The organism is Uniformispora flossi (assembly GCF_049534875.1).
GTDB lineage: Bacteria > Actinomycetota > Actinomycetes > Streptomycetales > Streptomycetaceae > Yinghuangia > Yinghuangia aomiensis.
This window is the reverse complement of sequence record NZ_JBMULZ010000002.1, coordinates 554,356-571,897: the sequence shown is the minus strand read 5'-3', so window position 1 is coordinate 571,897 and position 17,542 is coordinate 554,356. Positions and strand designations below refer to the sequence as shown.

Sequence of the window (17,542 nt, the reverse complement as noted above, 5' to 3'; positions counted from 1 at the left end):
TGCCCGGCGCAGTTACGGCGTCGGCGCGGCAAGCGCCTTGAGCTGAGCGGCGAATGTCTCCGGGGCGACGGGCCCGCGGTCGGTCAGGACCTCGACCGGCCGCCCGGCCAACGCGAGGGTGGGGGTGCCGGTGACGCGGCGTCCGCCGATCTGCGCGTGTGCGAATTCGGCCTGGGAAGCCTGGACCCAGGGGGCGAAGGCGAGGTCGCGTACACAGCGGTCGAACGCTTCGCCGCGCAGACCGTCGACTTGCGACGCGAGTTCGAGGAGGCGGGTGCGGCTGCCGAAGCCGTCCGAGCGTTCGTCGGGTTGGTGGGCGTAGAGGACGTCGTGGTAGGCCTTGAAGGCTCCGGCGTCCTGGGCGCAACCGGCGGCGTTCGCCGCGTATTTGGAGCCGTTGCCGCCGAGCTTGCCGTCGAGGAACGAGGCGATGCGGAACTCGACCCGGATCGTGCCTTCGTCGGCGAGGCGCTGGATGGTCGGGCCGAGCGTCGTTTCCACCTCACGGCAGATCGGGCACCGGAAGTCCTCGTAGACGACCAGGATCGGCGCGACGGCGTTACGGCCGTAGCGGATGCCGGTGCCCATTTGCGCGGAGGGGAGCCTTAGGTCTTTCCGGGCCACGGAGGCCCAGTCGGCCTCGTCGGCCGCGGATGTATGGCGGCCCACGACGATGCCGATGGTGGCGGCGACGGCCAGGACGACGACGACGGCCGTGGAGATGACGAGCGTGCGCTTGCGTCGTTCCGCGGCTCGGCGGGCGGTGCGATCGGCTTCGAGGCGGGTGCGGGTGCTGGGGGGCATGGGGCTGATGTCCGATTCGGGGCGTGGGGGCGTGGGTGTTGGTCGTGGTTCTTCGGTCGGGAGTCTCCGGGGGAGGGGGAGGAGGGGACAGGGCCTAACGGCCCTGCGGTGGGGTGGGCGGGGGCGATGCGCCAAACTGACGGGGCGTCACATCGGGGCGTGGCATTGGGGTGTCGGGCCGGGCGGCGGGTGCGCTGCTCGCCTGCGGGGGCCGTCCGGATGCGGCGTGTATGGCCGGCTGTGCACTTGGCGGCATCGAGGAGGACTAATGGACCATCGGATCGACCCTCAGCTCCGCGCGATCCTGCCTGCGTTGCCGCAGGTGGACATCAGCGACCCGGCGGCGTTTCGTGAGGCTCAGCGCCTGCGTGGGCTGCAGGTCGCGGCGGCTGCGGGGCCGCTTCAGGGGGTGACGGTCGACGACCGGGTGGTGCCCGGGGTGGCGGGGCAGCCGGACGTCCCGGTGCGCATCTACCGGCCGGAGGGGTCGTCCGGGGTGCTCGGGGTGCTCGTGTGGTTCCACGGGGGCGGGTATGTCTTCGGAGACATCGCCAGTTCGGACCGGTCCTGTGCGGATCTCGCGACCAAGGTGGGGTGCCTGGTGGTGAGCGTCGAGTATCGGCTGGCTCCCGAGCACCCCTATCCGGCGGCGTTGGACGATGCCCGGGCGGCGCTGGCGTGGGTGGCGGGGGAGAGCGCGGATATCGGCGCCGATCCTGCGCGGATCGCGGTGGGCGGCGTGAGCGCGGGAGCGGGCCTGGCGGCGGCGTTGGCGCTGTACAACCGGGACCACGGGGGACCGGAGCTGGTGCTGCAGGTCTTGGACAACCCGATGCTGGACGACCGCGTCGTCACGCAGTCGGCGACGGAGTTCACCGACACGCCGCTGTGGACGGGGCAACAGGCCGTGCTGGGGTGGCGGTTCTACCTGGGGGAGACGCCCGGCGAGGTGTCGCCGTATGCGGCCGCGGCTCGGGCGGAGGACTTGCGGGGGCTGCCTGCCGCGTACGTGGCGGCCAACGAGTTCGATCCGCTGCGGGACGAGGACCTCGACTATGCGGTGCGGTTGATCCGGGCGGGGGTGCCGGTGGAACTGCACCACCTGCCGGGGACGTTCCACGGGTCCAACGCATTGCCGGGCGCGGAGGTGGCGGAGAGGGCTCGCGGGGCTATGTACGGGGCGTTGGCGAGGGCTCTGGGGTGAGGGGCAGGGGGCGGGAGTCTCTCTCCTTCCTGCTTCCTTCGAGGGGAGAGAGACTCCGCTCTCAGATCCGGTGTATCGGCGAGCGCGGTCGGACGTCCCAAGTCGGCCGTTCGAGTTGATCGTTGTAGACGATGATGTCGGCGTGGTCGGTCGGGTGGGCCATGGCGAAGTAGAGCTGTTGGGCGGGGATGTAGCGGTTGCGCCACGACCGTTCGATTTCGGCGGTGCGGGCGGTGGTGGTGTTGGTGGTGCGGGCGGGGTCGGCCGTGTCGCGGGTGGGTCCGGCCAAGGCCGTGCCGCGGTTTTTGGCGCGCTCTACCGTCAGCTCGTAGGGGACGGACACGAAGATGCGCAGGTCCCACCGGTCGACGAGTTCCGGGCGCAGGAGGAAGACGCCGTCGAAGAGCAGGACGGCGTCCGCGGGGGCGGTCGTGGCCGGCGCGGACGACGGGGTGTCGGTGTCGCCGTCGAGGACGGCCGGCCGGAACATGCGGTCCCCGTCCGGGCCCAGCGGATCGAGCAGCACCCGGCACAGCGCGGCGTGGTCGTGCGCGTCGAAGTAGCAGCCTTCGGCCGAGTACCGACCGCGTCGGTAGCGCCGAGCACGGGGGACGAGGAAGTCGTCGATGGTCGCGCGGATGACGTCGCGGTCCTGCGCGCCCAGAACGGCGGCGAGTTCGTCGGCCAGCGTGGTCTTGCCGGAGGCGGGCGGCCCGTCGACGGCGACCCGCAGCGGGTGCGTGGCCGTGACGGAGCTGATCGCGTGTGCCAGCCGACCGATGAACTCGCTACGGGGGGCTTGGTCCATCACGTCCTCTCTCAGGTCGGCACCGGGCCCGCGTGACCACCGCCGAGTCGGCGGCCTGCGGCACTGCCGCATGGAACCCGAATGGAACCGGTCTGGAATACGGGCGAGTGACGATCTTCGGCATCTGACATCGCATCAGGTTCCGGCCGGGAGACCGGCGGGAGCCGGAGGGGTTTGCTGTGATTCGCTCGAAGATTGCCAAGGCGCTCGGTGTGGTCGCGACCGTGTTCGCGCTCGGCGCACTCGCCCAGGGACCGGCATCGGCGGGGACGTCGACGTGGACCTCGACGTATCCGACGTTCGGAAACGCGACCTGCACCGACCCGGTGACGGTCTACACCGGAGTACAGGTCATCGGCTGCCTGGCCTATGGCAGCGGAAAGGTCCAGGGCTACACGCTCGGTGTCAACACGAGCGGCCAGACGAACCCGCTGCCGGGCGTGCAGACCGGGGCGTTCATCTTCAACACCACCGCGACCTCCTGTGTCGCGACGTCGGTGCCGAACAACATCATGAAGTCCTGCAACGGCACGGTGTACACGCTCACGCCGGGCGGCTGCTACGACATGCTCGGCTTCACGACCTTCGGCGACCGGACGATCTACACGCCGGCGGTCCGGGTCTGCGCGTAACCCGGGGAAGGGACGGGTCGGGGCTCGTACGTGAAGCCCCGACCCGTCCCGCTGTCCGCCCCCGCCAGGCAGCACGGATGCCGCGTCTGCGCAGGTGGGCGCCGATCGCCTTCGAGGAGTAGGCCTTGTCGGCGAGCATCGCATCGGGGCGGACACGCGGTCTTCCGACCGGCCGCGGGACCCGGATCGCGGCCATGACGTCGGTGAATTGGGGTTGGTCGCCGTGTTGTCCGGCGGTGACCACAGGGGTCGGCAGCGGCCGTCGGCGTTCCGTCGCGGCCCCAGCGGGTGAAACGGTCGAACACCGTCTGCCACGGCGGGCATTCGCCCGGCAGGTCCCGCCATGCGAGGTTGTTGCGGTACTTGAACGCGACCGCGTCGATCACCTCGCGGTGGTCGGTCCACTGCCCGCCCCGACGCGGCGTCCGGTCCGGCAGCAACGGCTCTATCAGCTTCCACCGGCCATCAGTCAGGCCCCCACGGACACCCACATCACATCAAACGACGATCCCGTCATCAGGCAGAGCCTAGGCGCAGTTGCAGCCCCGCCGCGGTGGATCACCCGCGAGGATCCGCTGATGGACGCGCCGGGCCTCCGGCCCCGGCTCGACGCCGAGCCCGTCGACGAGCAGCGTGCGCAGACGCTGGTAGGTGTAGAGCGCGTCGGCCCGACGGCCGGCACCGTCCAGCGAGAGCATGAGGCGTGGCCACCACGGCTCGTACAACGGATCTCCGGCGATCAAGTACGCCAGCTCGTCGATCACTTCGCCGTACCGGCGCAGCGCCAGATCCGCATCGATCCGAGACTCGAGCGCGGTGACCCGCAGCCGCGACAGATGCGCACCGTGCCGGGCGACCACACCGGACGGACCGCCGCACTCGATGCCCGCATACGGCTCCCCACGCCACAGATCCAGCGCTCGGCCCAGCAACACGGTCGCGGTATCCGCGTCGCCGCAAGCCAGACGGGCACGGCCGCGCTCGATGAGAAGCCGGGCGACGGCCGCATCGATCTCGACATCGGGGACGCGCAGTTCGTAGCCCTGCGGCCGGGTGGCGATGAACTCGCCGTCGCGGTCGCCGAGCAGGCGCCGTAGCCGATGGACGACCTGAGCGACCGCCTTGCCGCGTCCGGCCGGTGGAGCCTCAGGCCACACCTCGGCCAGCAGACGCTCGGTGAGGACAACGCGTCCCGACGCGGCGGCAAGACGCGCCAGCAACGAACGCGGACGGGCACCGACGACCGGCAGCCAGTCCCGAGCCGCGGCCCCGTCGGAACGCGCGGGGCGGACTTCCAACGCGCCGAGGATGGCAACTGCCGCACCGTTTCCGTCGTCGGCTGCCGAGCCCGGTAGAGGCGCGGCGGCGACCGCGGGCTCGGTCAACGCACCCGAGTAGCGGGGCGATTCCGGTGGTGCGGAGGTGGTGGAAGAAGCCGGACACGCGGACCTCGGCCCTACGCCCCGCGGCCGCAGCGGCCCCACCGCCATGTCCCGGTTCCCGACCGCTGCCCGTCCCACAGCCGTTCCCAACCGCGCCGTTCCGGCTCGGTCCGCATGCGGCATCCGACACCTCCCCCGTGTCCGGGGGCCGCTCCCGGCCCCCGATTGTGGAGAGTAAGAAGTCGACACGTGCCCGGTGCCGGTGGTATCCGAAAAGCGCGAGGTAGGCGGGTTGTTCCGGATCCGCTGCAGCCAAACGGGGCCGCCTTTCCCGCCACGACCACGGCATTGGGGGCATATGGGCAGGCAGGAGACCCGGCGCAAGGCCCACCGGCCGCTGAAGCGAGCGGGCTTGGAGGTGCTGGACAGCCGCGCGCCGAATGTGGGGTTGCCGACGTTCGCGGTGGGACCGCTGACTGCGGTCCGGCGTGGGCGGGATGCCCTGGGCCTTACATCGTCGTGGTGATGCCGACCGACGTCGAGATCGGGGACCGGCTCGCGGTCGCCGGGCTGCGATTTATCGCACGGAAGCTACCCGCTGCGGAGCGGGTTTGCGACAGCCTCCGCGGATCGGTCCGTTCCGGAATCCACGGAATCCACGGAATCCACAAGGGCGGCCCTGAACGGCCGGATGCTGACGCAGACCACGCTGTGGGGTGACGGATCTGTGAGCAGCATCGTCATCCGTCCTCATCCGTCCTCATCCGTCCTCGGCCGCCCGCGCCCCCGCCGCGGTGGGCTCGTGGCGACGACCGAAGTCTCGTGCGGCGGGGGTCTGGGCGTCCAGCGGCGCAGCGCCGGGGTGGGGATGACGCGAGGGCCATCCCGTCGCTACTTCTCCGGGTGCCGGCCCGGCTCGTCGTGGCGGGCCTGGTCACCGAGCTTCTCCGTGGCCTGCTTGAGCTTGTCGGCCCCGCTGTCGAGCTTGTCGCTGTGCTTGTGCCCGGTGCGCGTGTCGATGAAGTCGGCGGCCTTGTCGATGCCTTGTTCGATCTTGTCCTCGTGCTTGGCGGCGAGGTCGGCGGCTTTGTCCTTGAGGTCGCCGAGATTGAGCTTCTTCACGCTGTCGAACAGACTCATGGTGGTGCTCCTGGTGCGGATGATCGTTAGTCCCCGACGATAGCGCCGCTGCCGCCGGCCGCTGCACGAGCGTCCGGTCACTGCTTGTAGTGGGCCTCCACGCGGTGCGTCTGACAGGTGGCGCGCGTGCGGTGCAGCGCTCCGTGTGGACTCTGCCCGCCGGAATCAGCCGCCCGAATCCGGCGGATTCCGCCGTTCGAGGGGCCGCCGGATGACCGAACCAGGCGGGATTCCGGCACGATCCACCGAATGGCCGACCTCACGGCCCCATCGTGGCGCCGTGACATGCCTCGCCGCACCCCCACGCCCGCCAAGTCCCGCCCCGCCGACGCCCGTCACACGTGCCGAACGGGCGACTCGGGCCGAACGGGTGCTCCACTACTCACCGGACCCGCGCCCGGCGCAACGTCCCAAGCGCTTCGGTTCACACGCCCGGCCGTCCTGCGTACTGCGATCGGCGCATCCACCCGCGATCAAGCACGTAACCCCTCCGGAGCACTCGACATGCCAGCCCGCGGAACGCTGCCCAGGATGGACGGACCGCACGGCAACCGCCCTCAGCCCGGCTCTGGAGGTCCCCCTTGGCTGCTCACTCGACGGGTATCGCACGCTGCCGCCTGGCCGTGGACCTCGGAGCCGCCCGCACCCGCATCGCCGTGCGCGACGAGGGCCTCATCGTCGACGCCCCCAGCGTCCTCGCCCTCGACACGCGCACCGGCGACATCGTCGCCGCCGGCGAAGCCGCGGCGGCAATGCGCGGGCGCGGCGCACCCCACGTCCGGGTCGTCCACCCCCTCGAAAACGGCATCGTGGCCGACCCCGACCAAGTCGGCGTACTGCTGCGCCACCTCGCGGGCCGCCGTCCGCGCTTCTTCGGCCGCCGGCGCCGCGCCCTCGTCGCACTCCCGTGCGGCAGCGGCCCAGCGGGCCGCCGCACCGCCGCCGCGGCCCTCGCGCCCCTCGGCGTCCGCCACGTCGAGAGCATCCCCGCACCGCTGGCCGCCGCGGTCGGCGCGGGCATCCCGTACCACCAAGCCGAAGCCTCGCTGTCCGTCGTGTGCGGCGCATCCGCCACGCAGGCCGCGATCATCGCCGACGGCACCGTCGTCGACCACGACATCGTCGCGGTCGGCGGCGACGCAGTCGAACGCGCCATCACCGAACACCTCCGCGCCGCCTACGGCGTCGTCCTGCCCCGCCGCGAGACCCCCAGCCTGTTCGCCCGCCTCGGCCCCGGCACCTGCGAACTCGGCTACGTCCCGCTCCGCTGCTGGGACCTGCGCAGCGCCAGTCTCCGCACCATCGACGTCGACCTCGACACGCTCCGCGCGGCCGTCGACCGCCCGGTCGGCATGGTCGTCGACGCCGTCCGCCGAGTCCTGGGCCGCTGCACCCCCGAACTCGTCATCGAACTCGCCGACCGCGGCATCGTCATGGCCGGTGGCCTGGCCGCCCTCCCCGGCATGGACACGATGGTCCGGGACGCCGCCGGTGTCCCGGTGCACGTTGCCCCGGACCCCGCCAACGCCGTCGTCCGCGGCCTCAGCCATCTGCTCGACACCCGCGCCCGCCCCGAGCCGCACGACCGCGGCGCGCTGCCGCAGGCGCCGGAGAGCCGGGAACTGGCGTACGACTGACGGTGAGGATGCAGGTGGCACTGCTCGGGGGTTTGACTTTTCGACTGACTGACGCTGTGGCTGTCCTTGACGCGAATCGTTGGCCGTCCGGGCGGTGTCGCCTTGCAGTGGCCGGTCGGGCGGCTGTGACTTCATAGGAGCCCGGCGGGTGGGTGACTGTGCGGCGTGCGCTGCCCGGACCGGGGGCGGGGTTGCCTGGTGTGGCGTCGGGGAGTTCGCGTCGTGTGGGCTGCTGCGTTCGGGCTCGGGTATGGGCGCGACGGTGGGCTGCCGCTGGCGTCGACGTTCCGAACGCCGGGGCGAGTTCGCCGCGGGGTGACAGGCGCGTGCTTGATGTGCGCCGGGACGTGCGGCTCGGGGCCGGACCAGGACGCTCAGCGTTGCGGGCGACGGAGCGTGTGGAAGTCGCAGCTGTCCGGGTCGCCTGCGGACCGGTAGATCCGAGGCTGCCGGCGTGATCCGGCCACCGAGTAGGGGAACGAGTACGTGTGGGATACCCGAGTGCTACGCAGTCCGGGCTCGGGTCGTCATAGCCGTCCTCGGGTTCGAGAGTCCAGGTCCCGCGGGCGGACGACAGCCGCGGGCCTGAGATGTGATGGCGAACGTGTTCGGGTCGGGCCAGTCCTGGAGGAACCCATGGTGTTCTTCCACTTGTGGAACGGTCGCGATGACGAGGAATCCTGGCCGTCGACGTACGCCGAGCCGCTGCTCCTGGCGGTTCGGCTCGGTGACGGGCCGGTCGGTGACGGGCCGTTTGGTGACAGAGTCACCCTCACCTCTGAGGGCCGACGCCGTAGGCCTGCACCCCGCCTGCACCCTCGCTGTTCTCGTAGGAGGAGCCGTCCGAGCCTCGGGCGGTGTGCCCTGCCGGACGGACTCGTCGACCGGTGGCGCTTCACGCGTCCCTGCGGCAGAGGGCGATGCTGCCACAGGTGAGGGCGGCGGCTGCGTACAAGGCCAGGACGCCCAGGCCTGGCCAGGGGGCTATGGAGAGGGTGTCGAGGTGGTGTGTGGCGGTGATCGATTGGCCGGCGGAGGCGGGGCCGAGCTTGCGGATGTTGTCCTGCCAGGTGGGGCTGTTGACGAAGCCGGCGAGCAGAGGGAAGACGTACAGCAGGCCCAGTGAGGTGGTGGTGGCGCCTGCGGTGTCGCGGAGGAGGAGCGCCAGTCCGAGGCTGAGCAGGGCGATTGCGACCAGGTAGAGGACTCCGCCGATGGCGGCGCGGGCTGTTGCGCCGTCGGTGAGGGAAATGCCGGGGTGGGCGAGCTTGTCACCGCGGGTGGGCAGCATGAATCGGGCGGTGAGGAGTGATCCGCCGACGGCCGGTACGGCGGTCGCTGTGGTGATGCCGGCGAGGAGCACTGCTTTTGCGGCCAGGACCCGGAGGCGGTCGGGCATGGCGGTGAGGGTTGTGTGGATGGTGCCGGTGGCGTATTCGTTGCAGGCCGTCAGTACAGCGAGGACGGCCACGATGGCTTGGCCGATCCAGAGGCCGGTGAGTGCGGTGCGGACCTGATCCGGGTCGCAGGTGCCCGGAGGAGGGCAGTGTTCGGCCGATAGGGCACCGGTTGCCGCCGCCCCCGCGGCCACGGTGGCTGCGGTGATGGCGGCGAGGAGCCACCAGGTGCTGCTGAGGGTGCGGAGCTTGGTCCACTCGGCGTGGAGGGCCGCGGGGAAGAGGCGGAGCGGGCGTTGGCCGCGGCGGGTGTGGTCGGGCGCCCGGGGGATGGCGGCCCGGGGCCGACGGGCGGGGGAGCGCTCGGTGATGGGTGAGGGCATGGGGGTCACACCTTCCGTCGCCGCAACTGCCAGATGGCGAGGGCGAGCAGGACGGCGGTGTAGGCCGCGAGCACGCCGAGGCCGGCGTAGGGGCTGTAGGTGTAGCACCCCTCCTCGGGAAGGCAGACGTTGTCGACCTGTGGCACCTGGTCCGTGGTGTTCTGGATGGAGAACCCGGCCATCGGCGTGGACTGGACGACGAACCGGGCAGCGCCCAGCGGGAGTCCCGAGATCAGGATCTGCGGCAGCACCATGACCACGACGACCACGGCGATGCCTGCCGCAGTGTTGCGCAGGAGCGTCCCCACCGCGAGAGCGCAGACCGTGACCAGGGCCATCAGAACGCCGGTGCCCACCAGGGCGCGCAGCACCGAACCGTCGGACCACTCGGCCTTGGGGAACATGGGCGGCCTGAAGCCGTTGTCGCGGAGGATGCCGCGGGTGATGCCGAAGGACACCAGGGCCGCCAGGAGCCCGGCCGCGAAGGTGACGGCGCTCAGGACCACCGCCTTTGCGGCGAGCACGCGCCCGCGCCGGGGGCTGGCGGTGAAGGTCGTGCGGATCATGCCCCGGCGGAACTCGGCGGTGATGAACAGGACGCCGAGCGCGGCCAGCGGTATGAGCCCGGTCATCGTGCCGCGGAGACCTTGCCGGACCGGGTCCGTATCCGGCTCGAGCGGGGCGATGTCGCCGGCGGCCGTGATGGTGTACGTGCCGTTGTCCGCAGTCGACGTGTTCGACGGCATACCGGGGAACGGGCCGTTGGGGGAGGGTGCAGCGCGTCGGACGTCGTCGGGGCGCAGCGTGCCGGTGACCCTGCCGTCCGCGGTGTAGTGGTCGAAGGTGGCCGTGGCCATGCTGAGTTCGCCGCTGACCTCGGTGGACGAGAACGAGCGGTTCGTGGTGACGGCTTCCGGGGATGTGGTGAACATGCCGACCTCGATGGTGTCGGACAGCCCGGCCGGCTTTGCCGAACCGACCTTGTGCCAGGTCGCGCCGTCGGTCGACTCGTATCCCGTGAGCAGCGCGCCCGTGCGGGTCAGGCGCAGCCAGCGCGGGGTGGCCGCGCCGGCCGAACTGCCCGCGGTGTCGCCGGTGAAGTCGTGTTGGAAGCGGACGCCGTGCCCCGGGGTGAGCATGATGGCCGCATATCCCGTGCCGGGCACGGTGGAGGCTTTGGCGATCAGCCCGGCCTTGGACCAGGGGGACAGGACCGGCGGCCGGTCGGCATTCCGGCCGGGTGCCGGAACGATGCCGGCGAGGCGCACGGTCACGGATCCGTCGCCGGTGAGCGACTGGTGGACGAACCGGAAGTTGTCGCGCACCGTGGTGCCGTCGGCGGAGACGGCGATCGTGTCCTCGCCGCCCGCGGTCCGGTTGCCCTGGGCGCTGAGCAGGGAGGCCAGGATCGTCGCCAGCACGGCGCCGAGCAGCGTCAGCGACCAGCGTCGCACGGTGCGCAGCTTTGTCCACTCGGCGTGCAGCAGCTGCCGGAATCCGTCGCGGCCGCGGGGCAGCGTCGATGTGTAGCCGGTCGGCTGGGGATGCGGCGATGCGGTCGTTTCGGTAGTGCTCATGTCAGTCTTCCCCCGGGTGGTGGGCCAGGGCGGAGTCCCCGGCGGCGTGGAACTCGGTGCTGTCGCGGGTGAGTTCCATATAGGCCTCTTCGAGGGTCGCCCGATGGGCGCTGACCTCGGAGAACGGGATGGTGTGCGTGGTGAGCAGCGCGATGACGCGTTCGGCCGGCAGGTCGGTGACGGTCAGCGTGTCCCGCCCGGTGGCGGCCACCGCGGCGCCCTCGCCGGTCAGGACGGCGATCGCCTGGACGCGTGCTTCGGTGCGGACCGCGACGCGGTTTCCGGAGGCAGCGGCCAGCAGCTCCGCGACACCGGTTTCCGCGACCAGGCGCCCGCGCCCGACCACGACGAGGTGGTCCGCGCTGTCCTCCAGTTCGCTCATGAGGTGGCTGGAGATCAGCACGGTGCGCCCCTCGGCGGCGAGGGAACGGAGCAGCCCGCGTATCCACCGGATCCCCTCCGGATCGAGCCCGTTGACCGGCTCGTCGAGGAGTAGTACCGGCGGGTCGCCGAGCAGGGCCGTGGCGATGCCCAGGCGCTGCCGCATGCCGAGCGAGTAGCCGCCGGCGCGCCGTCGCCCGGCCGACGCGAGCCCTACCAGTTCGAGGAGTTCGTCGACTCGTCGAGCGGATAGGCCGTGCGAATGCGCGAGCCAGAGAAGATGGTCGCGGCCGCGCCGGTTCGGATGGATCGCACCCGCATCGAGCAGTGCACCCACCTCGTACAAGGGAGTGCGCAGCGCGCGGTACGGGCGTCCGCCGATGTGTGCGTGTCCGCTGTCGGGCAGGTCGAGCCCGACGAGCATGCGCATGGTCGTCGACTTGCCGGCGCCGTTCGGCCCGACGAAACCCGTGACGTGGCCTGGGCGTGCGGTGAACGAGAGCCCGTCCACTGCGGGGGTCTGGCCGAACCGCTTGTGCAGCCCGGAGACTTCGATGGTCGTGTCCATGGCAGCGAGATTAGGAATTCGGAGGGGTCCGGGTCGTCACGCGGGAGAGCAGTCTTTTGCGTCGCGGGCGCGAGTGACGTTCGGCCGGGGTCGTAGCTCACACGAGGGACAGGAAAGTTCTCTCCCAGGGGTGACGACGGTCGCGTTGCCGTCCCGAAAGAATGGCCGCTCCCCACCGAAAAGCCGCACGAGACCCCCGCACGAGACCCCACCCGGCACCGATATCGACACCGACACACATACCGACACACAGACCGACACAGACACCGACATCTACACCGGCTGCGACTCCGGTGCAGGCGAGACGGCCCGGACAAGAGAGGAGGAAACCGCAATGTCACCCGACTTGGTGCCGCCGGACGCGTCGACGACGTCATCCGAGCGGACGCCGGACCCGACGACCGCAACCGCAGCAGCCTTCACGACGTCCCCCACCACATTCCGCACGACATCCCGCACGACATTCCCCACGACATCCCCACCCGCGGGGACCTCCCCGCGCAGTCGCCGGGGCGTGGACCGATCGCGCCTGCGCCACCCGCGCTTCGTGCGCTGGTGGACCGTCGCGGACGGCCCCGCCGTCGCCGCGGTCCTTCTCGTGGCGGCGGCCGTGGTCGAGTTCACGGTCCGCTGGAACAGCCGCGGCTATGTCCCGGTGGGCGGCCTCGCCTCCGACCGGGTGTTCGGTCTCCTCCTCGCGGTGAGCGCGACGTTGCCGGCCGGCTTGCTGCGCGCTTCGCCGGTGTCCGCGACGGTGCTGGTCACCACGACGAACGTCCTGGCGTTCGCGATCTTCGACGGGCCGACGGCCGCCGGGATCGCCGCCCAGCTGCTCGTCCTTTACCACGCGGGACGCCACGCGTCGCGGGTCCTGGCGATCGTGCCGGTGCCGGTGTTCGTCGGGTTCGCGATCGCCGCCGCGGTCGATGCGGACGTCGGCGAACGCATCCGCGCCGTCGTGATGGCGTCGTGCGTCTGCGTCGTCGCGGGGGCCGGCACCGCGCGCCGGGCCCAAGTGAAGGCACGGGAGTACAGCGCCGCGGCGCAAGCCATCGCCGACACGCTGCACGAGCATGCCGCGCGCGGCGAGCGCGCACGCATCGCCCGCGAACTCCACGACGTCGTCGCCCACCACATCTCGATGATCTCCGTGCAAGCCGAAACCGCGCGCCTGACCACGGCCGGGCTGCCGCCCGAAGGCGGCAAGCGGTTCCTGGCCATCGGCGACACCGCACGCGCGGCCCTCACCGAAATGCGCCGCCTGCTCGGTGTCCTCCGCGAAGACGCCGGAACGGGCAGCGGCCGTGCCCCGCAACCCGCCCTCGACCAGCTCGTCGACCTGGTCGACGACGCCCGCGACGCGGCCGGCGCAGCCACCCGGCTCATCGTCCGCGGCCACGTCGTATCCCTGGACCCCGGCATCGAACTCACCGCCTACCGCATCGTGCAGGAAGCCCTCACCAACGCCCGCCGCCACGCCCCGGGAGCCGCCGTCGACGTCGAACTGACCTACACCGCCGAGCGGGTGCTCCTGCGCATCCGCGACAACGGTCCCGGCCCGGGCGAGGACACCACCGGCAGCCTCCAGCTCTCGGCCCAGGACCCCGCCGCCGGGCACGGCCTGGTCGGCATGCGGGAGCGCGCCGCCATGGTCGGCGGCACCTTCCAAGCCGGTGCGGCGGCCGGGGGAGGATTTGTCGTGGAGGCTACGCTTCCGGTGCCGGACAAGGGGGCGGGGTGAGTACGGACACAGCGATCCGGATCGTGGTGGTCGACGACCACGAAGTGGTGCGCGCGGGCTTTGCCGGACTGCTGGCGACCCAGGCGGACTTCGACGTGGTCGGCACGGCGGCCGACGGAGCGGCAGCGGTACAGCTCTGCGCCGACCAGGCGCCGGACGTCGTCTTGATGGACGTCCGCATGCCCGGCTTGGACGGCATCGCCGCGACCGAGCGCATCCTGTCCGCGCGGTCTGCGGCAGCGGCGGGCGCGGACGGCGCAGACGGCGCAGACGGCGCGGACGGTGCTGCGGGCCGGTCGGGGCCCCGCGTACTGATCCTGACCACCTTCGATCTCGACGAACACGTCTACGACGCGCTGGCCGCAGGCGCCAGCGGCTTCCTGCTCAAAGACGTCACCGCGGAACGCCTCTTCGACGCCGTCCGGGTGGTCGCCGCGGGGGAGGCTCTCCTGGCACCGACGGTCACCCGCCGCCTGATCGGCCAGTTCGCCCGCATGCGTCCTCGCGCCGAGGGAGGCACACCACCCGAACTCGCCGCACTCACCCCGCGCGAAACCGAAGTCCTCCGGCAACTCGCGACGGGCCGCTCCAACCCGGAGATCGCCACCCGCCTGTGCGTCACCGAGGAGACGGTGAAAACCCACGTCAGCCGCCTCCTCGCCAAACTCGGCCTCCGGGACCGGACCCAGGCCGTGGTGGCCGCGTACGAGTCGGGATTGATCACCCCAGGGGCGGGAGGACTTGGGCCGTGAGCGGGCCGACGGCGCAGGGTCGCGGGCCCGCCGTGGTGACCCGAGCAAGGGCAGCGAGTAACGGGCCCCAGCCATGGTGGCCATACAGAAGCAAGAATTGAGCAACCTGGAGGACGGGGAACTCGACCGATCCGCGATCGACCGATCCGCGAGCTGCGCCCCTGTCCAACGTGAGGTCTCGTGTGGCGCAACGGATTTCGGCGCTCGGGGTGGTCCGCTCGTGCGAGGCGCGGCGGGTGGAGGATCGGGCCATGACGGATTGGTCGATGCTCGCGGACGCGTGTGGGTCGGCAGGGCATGTCCCCGCGGTGTTGGACCGGTTCGAGGCCGATGTGTGTGGCCGCTGGTCGGAGTTGATGGATCACCTGTGTCCGCAGCTGGACACCGCCTTCTCCGCGAGCTTTGCTGCGTTGCCTCGGCTTGCCGCGCTTGCGTCCGGTCGTCGCGGGGAGGAACGCAGGTACGTGGTGCAGGCGGCTGGAGCGATCGTGGCCTGCGCGGTGAGCGGTGATGACGTGTTCGAGGTCTTCACGGCCCCTATTGCGGTGCTGCATCGACTGGTTGACGAGTTGCTTCGGGAAAAGCAAAGCGCGGACAGCTACGTCGAGCTGGTGCAGTGCCTCCTGGCCTTCGAGGGGGTCGAGAGGTGGGACCGCTGCCTTGAGGGGCTGAACGCGGGGGAGTACGAAGTCGACTGCCCGCATTGCGGCGTCGACCTCTTCATCGTGTTGCGTGACGACGCGTGCTTTGCGGCCAGCGGCGACTGTGCGCTGCGCGAGGTGGCGACGACGCCCCTCCGCCCGTCGGTGCCGGGGGAGTTGGCGGGCTTGGCCGAGCGCTTGTATGTGCGTGCGGTGCGCGATGGACAACACCGCGTGGCGCGTGGGCTGACGTATTTGTTCGGCGAGGGGGACTGTCCCGACTGCGGGACGGGGTTCTCGGTCGCCGACCGGGTCGTGGCGCGTTGATGGCACGACCCGGTCGGCGGAGTGCGGACGGGGGAACGCAGACACAGCGGCGGACGGGAAACAGGCGGGGGCTTAGGGGCCGTCGGTGGTGTCCGGCAGCAATCCCGTGTAGTCGCCGGACCGGGCCAGGGCCAGGACCGCGTCCACCCGGTCCTGTGGTGCCGCGTACAGCGGGTGGCTGCGCAGCAGTTCGCCCACGTCTCGGAGGTGGGCGATGCCGGCGGCGGTGTGCTCGGTTTCCGCCCGACGGTGTGCAGCTTCCGCGCCGGTCGGAGGCCGAGGCCGAGGCCGAGGCCGAGGATCTTCCGGGTGGGAGATTTCCCTGCCTGGTCGGGTGTCTGTCGCATGCCCGGCTCCAGACCCGGCTCCAGACCCAGACCCAGCTCCAGACCCAGACCCGGCTCCAGACCCAGACCCAGACCCAGACCTGGCCCCGGCCCCGGTCCGGGTCTCGGCCCTGGTACCTCCCCGCGGCCCGCTCCCCGGCGGTTGGCCGTTCCGGCCCGCGTCCTCACCCCCACCCACCGTCGGATGTCTCGCATACACCGGCCCGCTTTCCCCGATGCGTCCTTTTGCCAGCGCGTACGTCACGCGGCGGCCGCACTGGCACGGTGCTGCCGCGTTCAGGAGGCCGCAGCGGTCGCGCATGGCGTTGCGGACTTGGCGGCGGGCGCGTTCCAGGCGTTTGCGGTAGGTGGCGGGGGTGGTGGCGAGTACCCAGGCGGCTTCGGTGCCGGTCAGGCCGATGATGTCGCCGAGGACGTAGGCGAGGCGGCCGGGTTCGTCGAGGCATTGGAGGAGGGCCTGGGTGCAGAGCAGGCGGATCTCCTCGGCGAGGAGGTCGCCGTCGGGGCCTTCGTAGGCGGGGGTGGCCAGGCCGTCGAGGAGGTCTTGGCGGTAGGTGTCGAACGTGAGGAGTTCGCGGTGCGGGCGTTTGCCGTGGTTCACCAGGTGGTTGACGGCGATGCGGTAGGCCCAGGTGAGGAGGGCGGCTTCGCCGTGGAAGGTGCTCAGGCGGGTGAGGATCCGGATGAGGATCTCCTGCACGGCGTCCTCGGCGTCGGGTGGTCGGCCGGTCATGCGCAGGGCCAGGCGGTAGACGGGGTCCTGGACACGTTTGACGATCTCGGTGAGTGCGGCCTGGTCGCCGTCGACGGCGCGGGTGGCGAGGGCGAGGTCGGCGTCGTTCATGCGGTCTCCTTGAGCCAGCGGGCGACCGCGGCGCCGATCCGGGGGCCGACCTGTTCCGGGGCATGGTGGCCGGCTTCGCCGACGTCTTCGGTCCGGAGGTTGGCGGCGTTGTCGCGGGCCCAGGCGATGGCGGCGGGGGAGCCGAGGCCGACTTCGGGGGTGACGGTCATGAGCAGTTTCGGCACGTCCGCCGAGTCGCGCATCCAGCGGCCGTAGGCCGTGACGCGCTCGGTCACGTCCGCCGGTGCGCCGTCCAGGGGGAATTCGCGGGCCCACTGCAGCATCGGGCGGCGGGAGTCCGGGTCGGGGCAGGTTGCGCGGTAGACGTCGAGGTCGGCTTCGGTGATGTCGGGGACCAGGCGCCGCAGGTTGCCTTCGATGAAGAGATTCTGGTTGAGGATCATGTCCTCGCCGATTCCCGGGGTGCGTGCCGCACGGAAGAAGTCGAGGGCGACGGGGGTCATTTCCGCCGAGTCCACCGGGCGCAGGAAGGTCTCGACGAGGGCGATGCCGCGGACGCGGTCCGCGCCGTGCCGGGCCGCCCAGTCCTGCGCCAGCGCGCCGCCCCAGTCGTGCCCGACGAGCACCAGCGGTCCGTCCGGGACGACGGTGTCCAGCCACGCCGCCAGGTAGCGGGCGTGGTCGGCGAAGCGGTACGCGGAGTCCGGCTTGCCGGAGTCGCCCATGCCGATGAGGTCCGGGGCGAGGCAGCGGGCCTCGCGGGCGACGTGGGGGAGCGTGGTCCGCCACAGGTGGGACGAGGTGGGGTTCCCGTGCAGGAACACCACCGTCGGTCCCGAGGTGCCTGCCGAGCGGTGCGTCATCCACGAGTCCAGGACCGTGGTGGTGGTGAGAGCGTCGTGCTGTTCCATGGTGTCCTCCCAGTGCCGTGACGGTGCTTGCGGCGCCGTGTTCCGACCGACAAAGGATTGGACAGGTCCCGACGGCCCGGTGTGACCGGACTGTGGAACGAATTT

At 71.3% G+C, this 17,542-nt stretch carries 16 protein-coding genes; 6 read left to right on the top strand and 10 right to left on the bottom strand.

The genetic code is table 11. The annotated features are described in order from the left end of the window. Nucleotides 1–12 precede the first annotated feature (12 nt). Nucleotides 13–804 (bottom strand): DsbA family protein, encoded by a 792-nt coding sequence (locus ACPA54_RS06830; protein WP_423527760.1) that lies wholly within the window; start codon nucleotides 802–804, stop codon nucleotides 13–15. Between the two features lie 268 nt (nucleotides 805–1,072). Between ACPA54_RS06830 and ACPA54_RS06825 the strand changes: the two genes are divergently transcribed. Further along, entirely contained in the window at nucleotides 1,073–2,008 is a 936-nt protein-coding gene (locus tag ACPA54_RS06825) for an alpha/beta hydrolase (RefSeq protein WP_423527759.1), read from the top strand. 61 nt (nucleotides 2,009–2,069) lie between these two features. Here the strand turns inward: ACPA54_RS06825 and ACPA54_RS06820 are convergent, their stop codons facing one another. Continuing rightward, the gene (locus ACPA54_RS06820; protein ID WP_423527758.1) at nucleotides 2,070–2,816 is read right to left on the bottom strand and encodes a cytidylate kinase family protein; all 747 of its coding nucleotides are present in this window, start codon (nucleotides 2,814–2,816) and stop codon (nucleotides 2,070–2,072) included. Between the two features lie 179 nt (nucleotides 2,817–2,995). On the opposite strand from ACPA54_RS06820, the gene ACPA54_RS06815 reads away from it, so the two are divergent. After that, entirely contained in the window at nucleotides 2,996–3,448 is a 453-nt protein-coding gene (locus ACPA54_RS06815; RefSeq protein ID WP_423527757.1) for a hypothetical protein, read from the top strand. Here the strand turns inward: ACPA54_RS06815 and ACPA54_RS06810 are convergent. The 3 genes from ACPA54_RS06810 to ACPA54_RS06800 all read right to left on the bottom strand — a co-directional run bounded on the left by ACPA54_RS06810 (nucleotide 3,418) and on the right by ACPA54_RS06800 (nucleotide 5,970). Next, a complete protein-coding gene (locus ACPA54_RS06810) occupies nucleotides 3,418–3,939 on the bottom strand; it encodes a transposase (protein ID WP_423527756.1) in 522 nt (173 codons plus the stop codon). The two genes, ACPA54_RS06815 and ACPA54_RS06810, sit on opposite strands and share 31 nt — an antisense overlap. A 36-nt stretch (nucleotides 3,940–3,975) precedes the next feature. Further along, nucleotides 3,976–4,833 carry an AfsR/SARP family transcriptional regulator gene (locus ACPA54_RS06805; RefSeq protein ID WP_423527755.1) on the bottom strand — a complete coding sequence of 286 codons (858 nt, stop codon included), beginning with the start codon at nucleotides 4,831–4,833 and terminating at the stop codon, nucleotides 3,976–3,978. A gap of 888 nt (nucleotides 4,834–5,721) precedes the next feature. After that, nucleotides 5,722–5,970 carry an antitoxin gene (locus tag ACPA54_RS06800; RefSeq protein WP_423527754.1) on the bottom strand — a complete coding sequence of 83 codons (249 nt, stop codon included), beginning with the start codon at nucleotides 5,968–5,970 and terminating at the stop codon, nucleotides 5,722–5,724. 581 nt (nucleotides 5,971–6,551) lie between these two features. On the opposite strand from ACPA54_RS06800, the gene ACPA54_RS06795 reads away from it, so the two are divergent. Further along, entirely contained in the window at nucleotides 6,552–7,607 is a 1,056-nt protein-coding gene (locus ACPA54_RS06795; protein WP_423527753.1) for a rod shape-determining protein, read from the top strand. Between the two features lie 895 nt (nucleotides 7,608–8,502). On the opposite strand, the gene ACPA54_RS06790 is transcribed toward ACPA54_RS06795, so the two are convergent. From ACPA54_RS06790 to ACPA54_RS06780, 3 genes are read right to left on the bottom strand one after another with little or no spacing between them, the layout of a single operon-like run. Further along, nucleotides 8,503–9,387, bottom strand: a complete 885-nt coding sequence (locus tag ACPA54_RS06790; protein ID WP_423527752.1) for an ABC transporter permease — start codon at nucleotides 9,385–9,387, stop codon at nucleotides 8,503–8,505. Nucleotides 9,388–9,392: 5 nt separating this feature from the next. Continuing rightward, on the bottom strand, nucleotides 9,393–10,964 hold the full coding sequence (locus ACPA54_RS06785) for an ABC transporter permease subunit (protein WP_423527751.1): 1,572 nt from the start codon (nucleotides 10,962–10,964) through the stop codon (nucleotides 9,393–9,395). Nucleotide 10,965: 1 nt separating this feature from the next. After that, complete coding sequence (locus ACPA54_RS06780) at nucleotides 10,966–11,913, bottom strand: ABC transporter ATP-binding protein (RefSeq protein WP_345676280.1); 948 nt, start codon at nucleotides 11,911–11,913, stop codon at nucleotides 10,966–10,968. Nucleotides 11,914–12,427: 514 nt separating this feature from the next. Here ACPA54_RS06780 and ACPA54_RS06775 point away from each other — a divergent pair. From ACPA54_RS06775 to ACPA54_RS06765, 3 genes are all read left to right on the top strand, one after another. Beyond that, the gene (locus ACPA54_RS06775) at nucleotides 12,428–13,654 is read left to right on the top strand and encodes a sensor histidine kinase (protein ID WP_423527750.1); all 1,227 of its coding nucleotides are present in this window, start codon (nucleotides 12,428–12,430) and stop codon (nucleotides 13,652–13,654) included. After that, nucleotides 13,651–14,406 carry a response regulator gene (locus ACPA54_RS06770; RefSeq protein ID WP_423527749.1) on the top strand — a complete coding sequence of 252 codons (756 nt, stop codon included), beginning with the start codon at nucleotides 13,651–13,653 and terminating at the stop codon, nucleotides 14,404–14,406. Before ACPA54_RS06775 ends, ACPA54_RS06770 begins: the two co-directional genes overlap by 4 nt. A 251-nt stretch (nucleotides 14,407–14,657) precedes the next feature. Continuing rightward, a complete protein-coding gene (locus ACPA54_RS06765) occupies nucleotides 14,658–15,374 on the top strand; it encodes a hypothetical protein (protein WP_423527748.1) in 717 nt (238 codons plus the stop codon). Between the two features lie 72 nt (nucleotides 15,375–15,446). On the opposite strand, the gene ACPA54_RS06760 is transcribed toward ACPA54_RS06765, so the two are convergent. Then, a complete protein-coding gene (locus ACPA54_RS06760) occupies nucleotides 15,447–16,565 on the bottom strand; it encodes an RNA polymerase sigma factor (protein WP_423527747.1) in 1,119 nt (372 codons plus the stop codon). Continuing rightward, nucleotides 16,562–17,437, bottom strand: a complete 876-nt coding sequence (locus ACPA54_RS06755) for a haloalkane dehalogenase (RefSeq protein ID WP_423527746.1) — start codon at nucleotides 17,435–17,437, stop codon at nucleotides 16,562–16,564. The genes ACPA54_RS06760 and ACPA54_RS06755 overlap by 4 nt, the downstream gene beginning before the upstream one ends. Nucleotides 17,438–17,542: the final 105 nt, after the last annotated feature.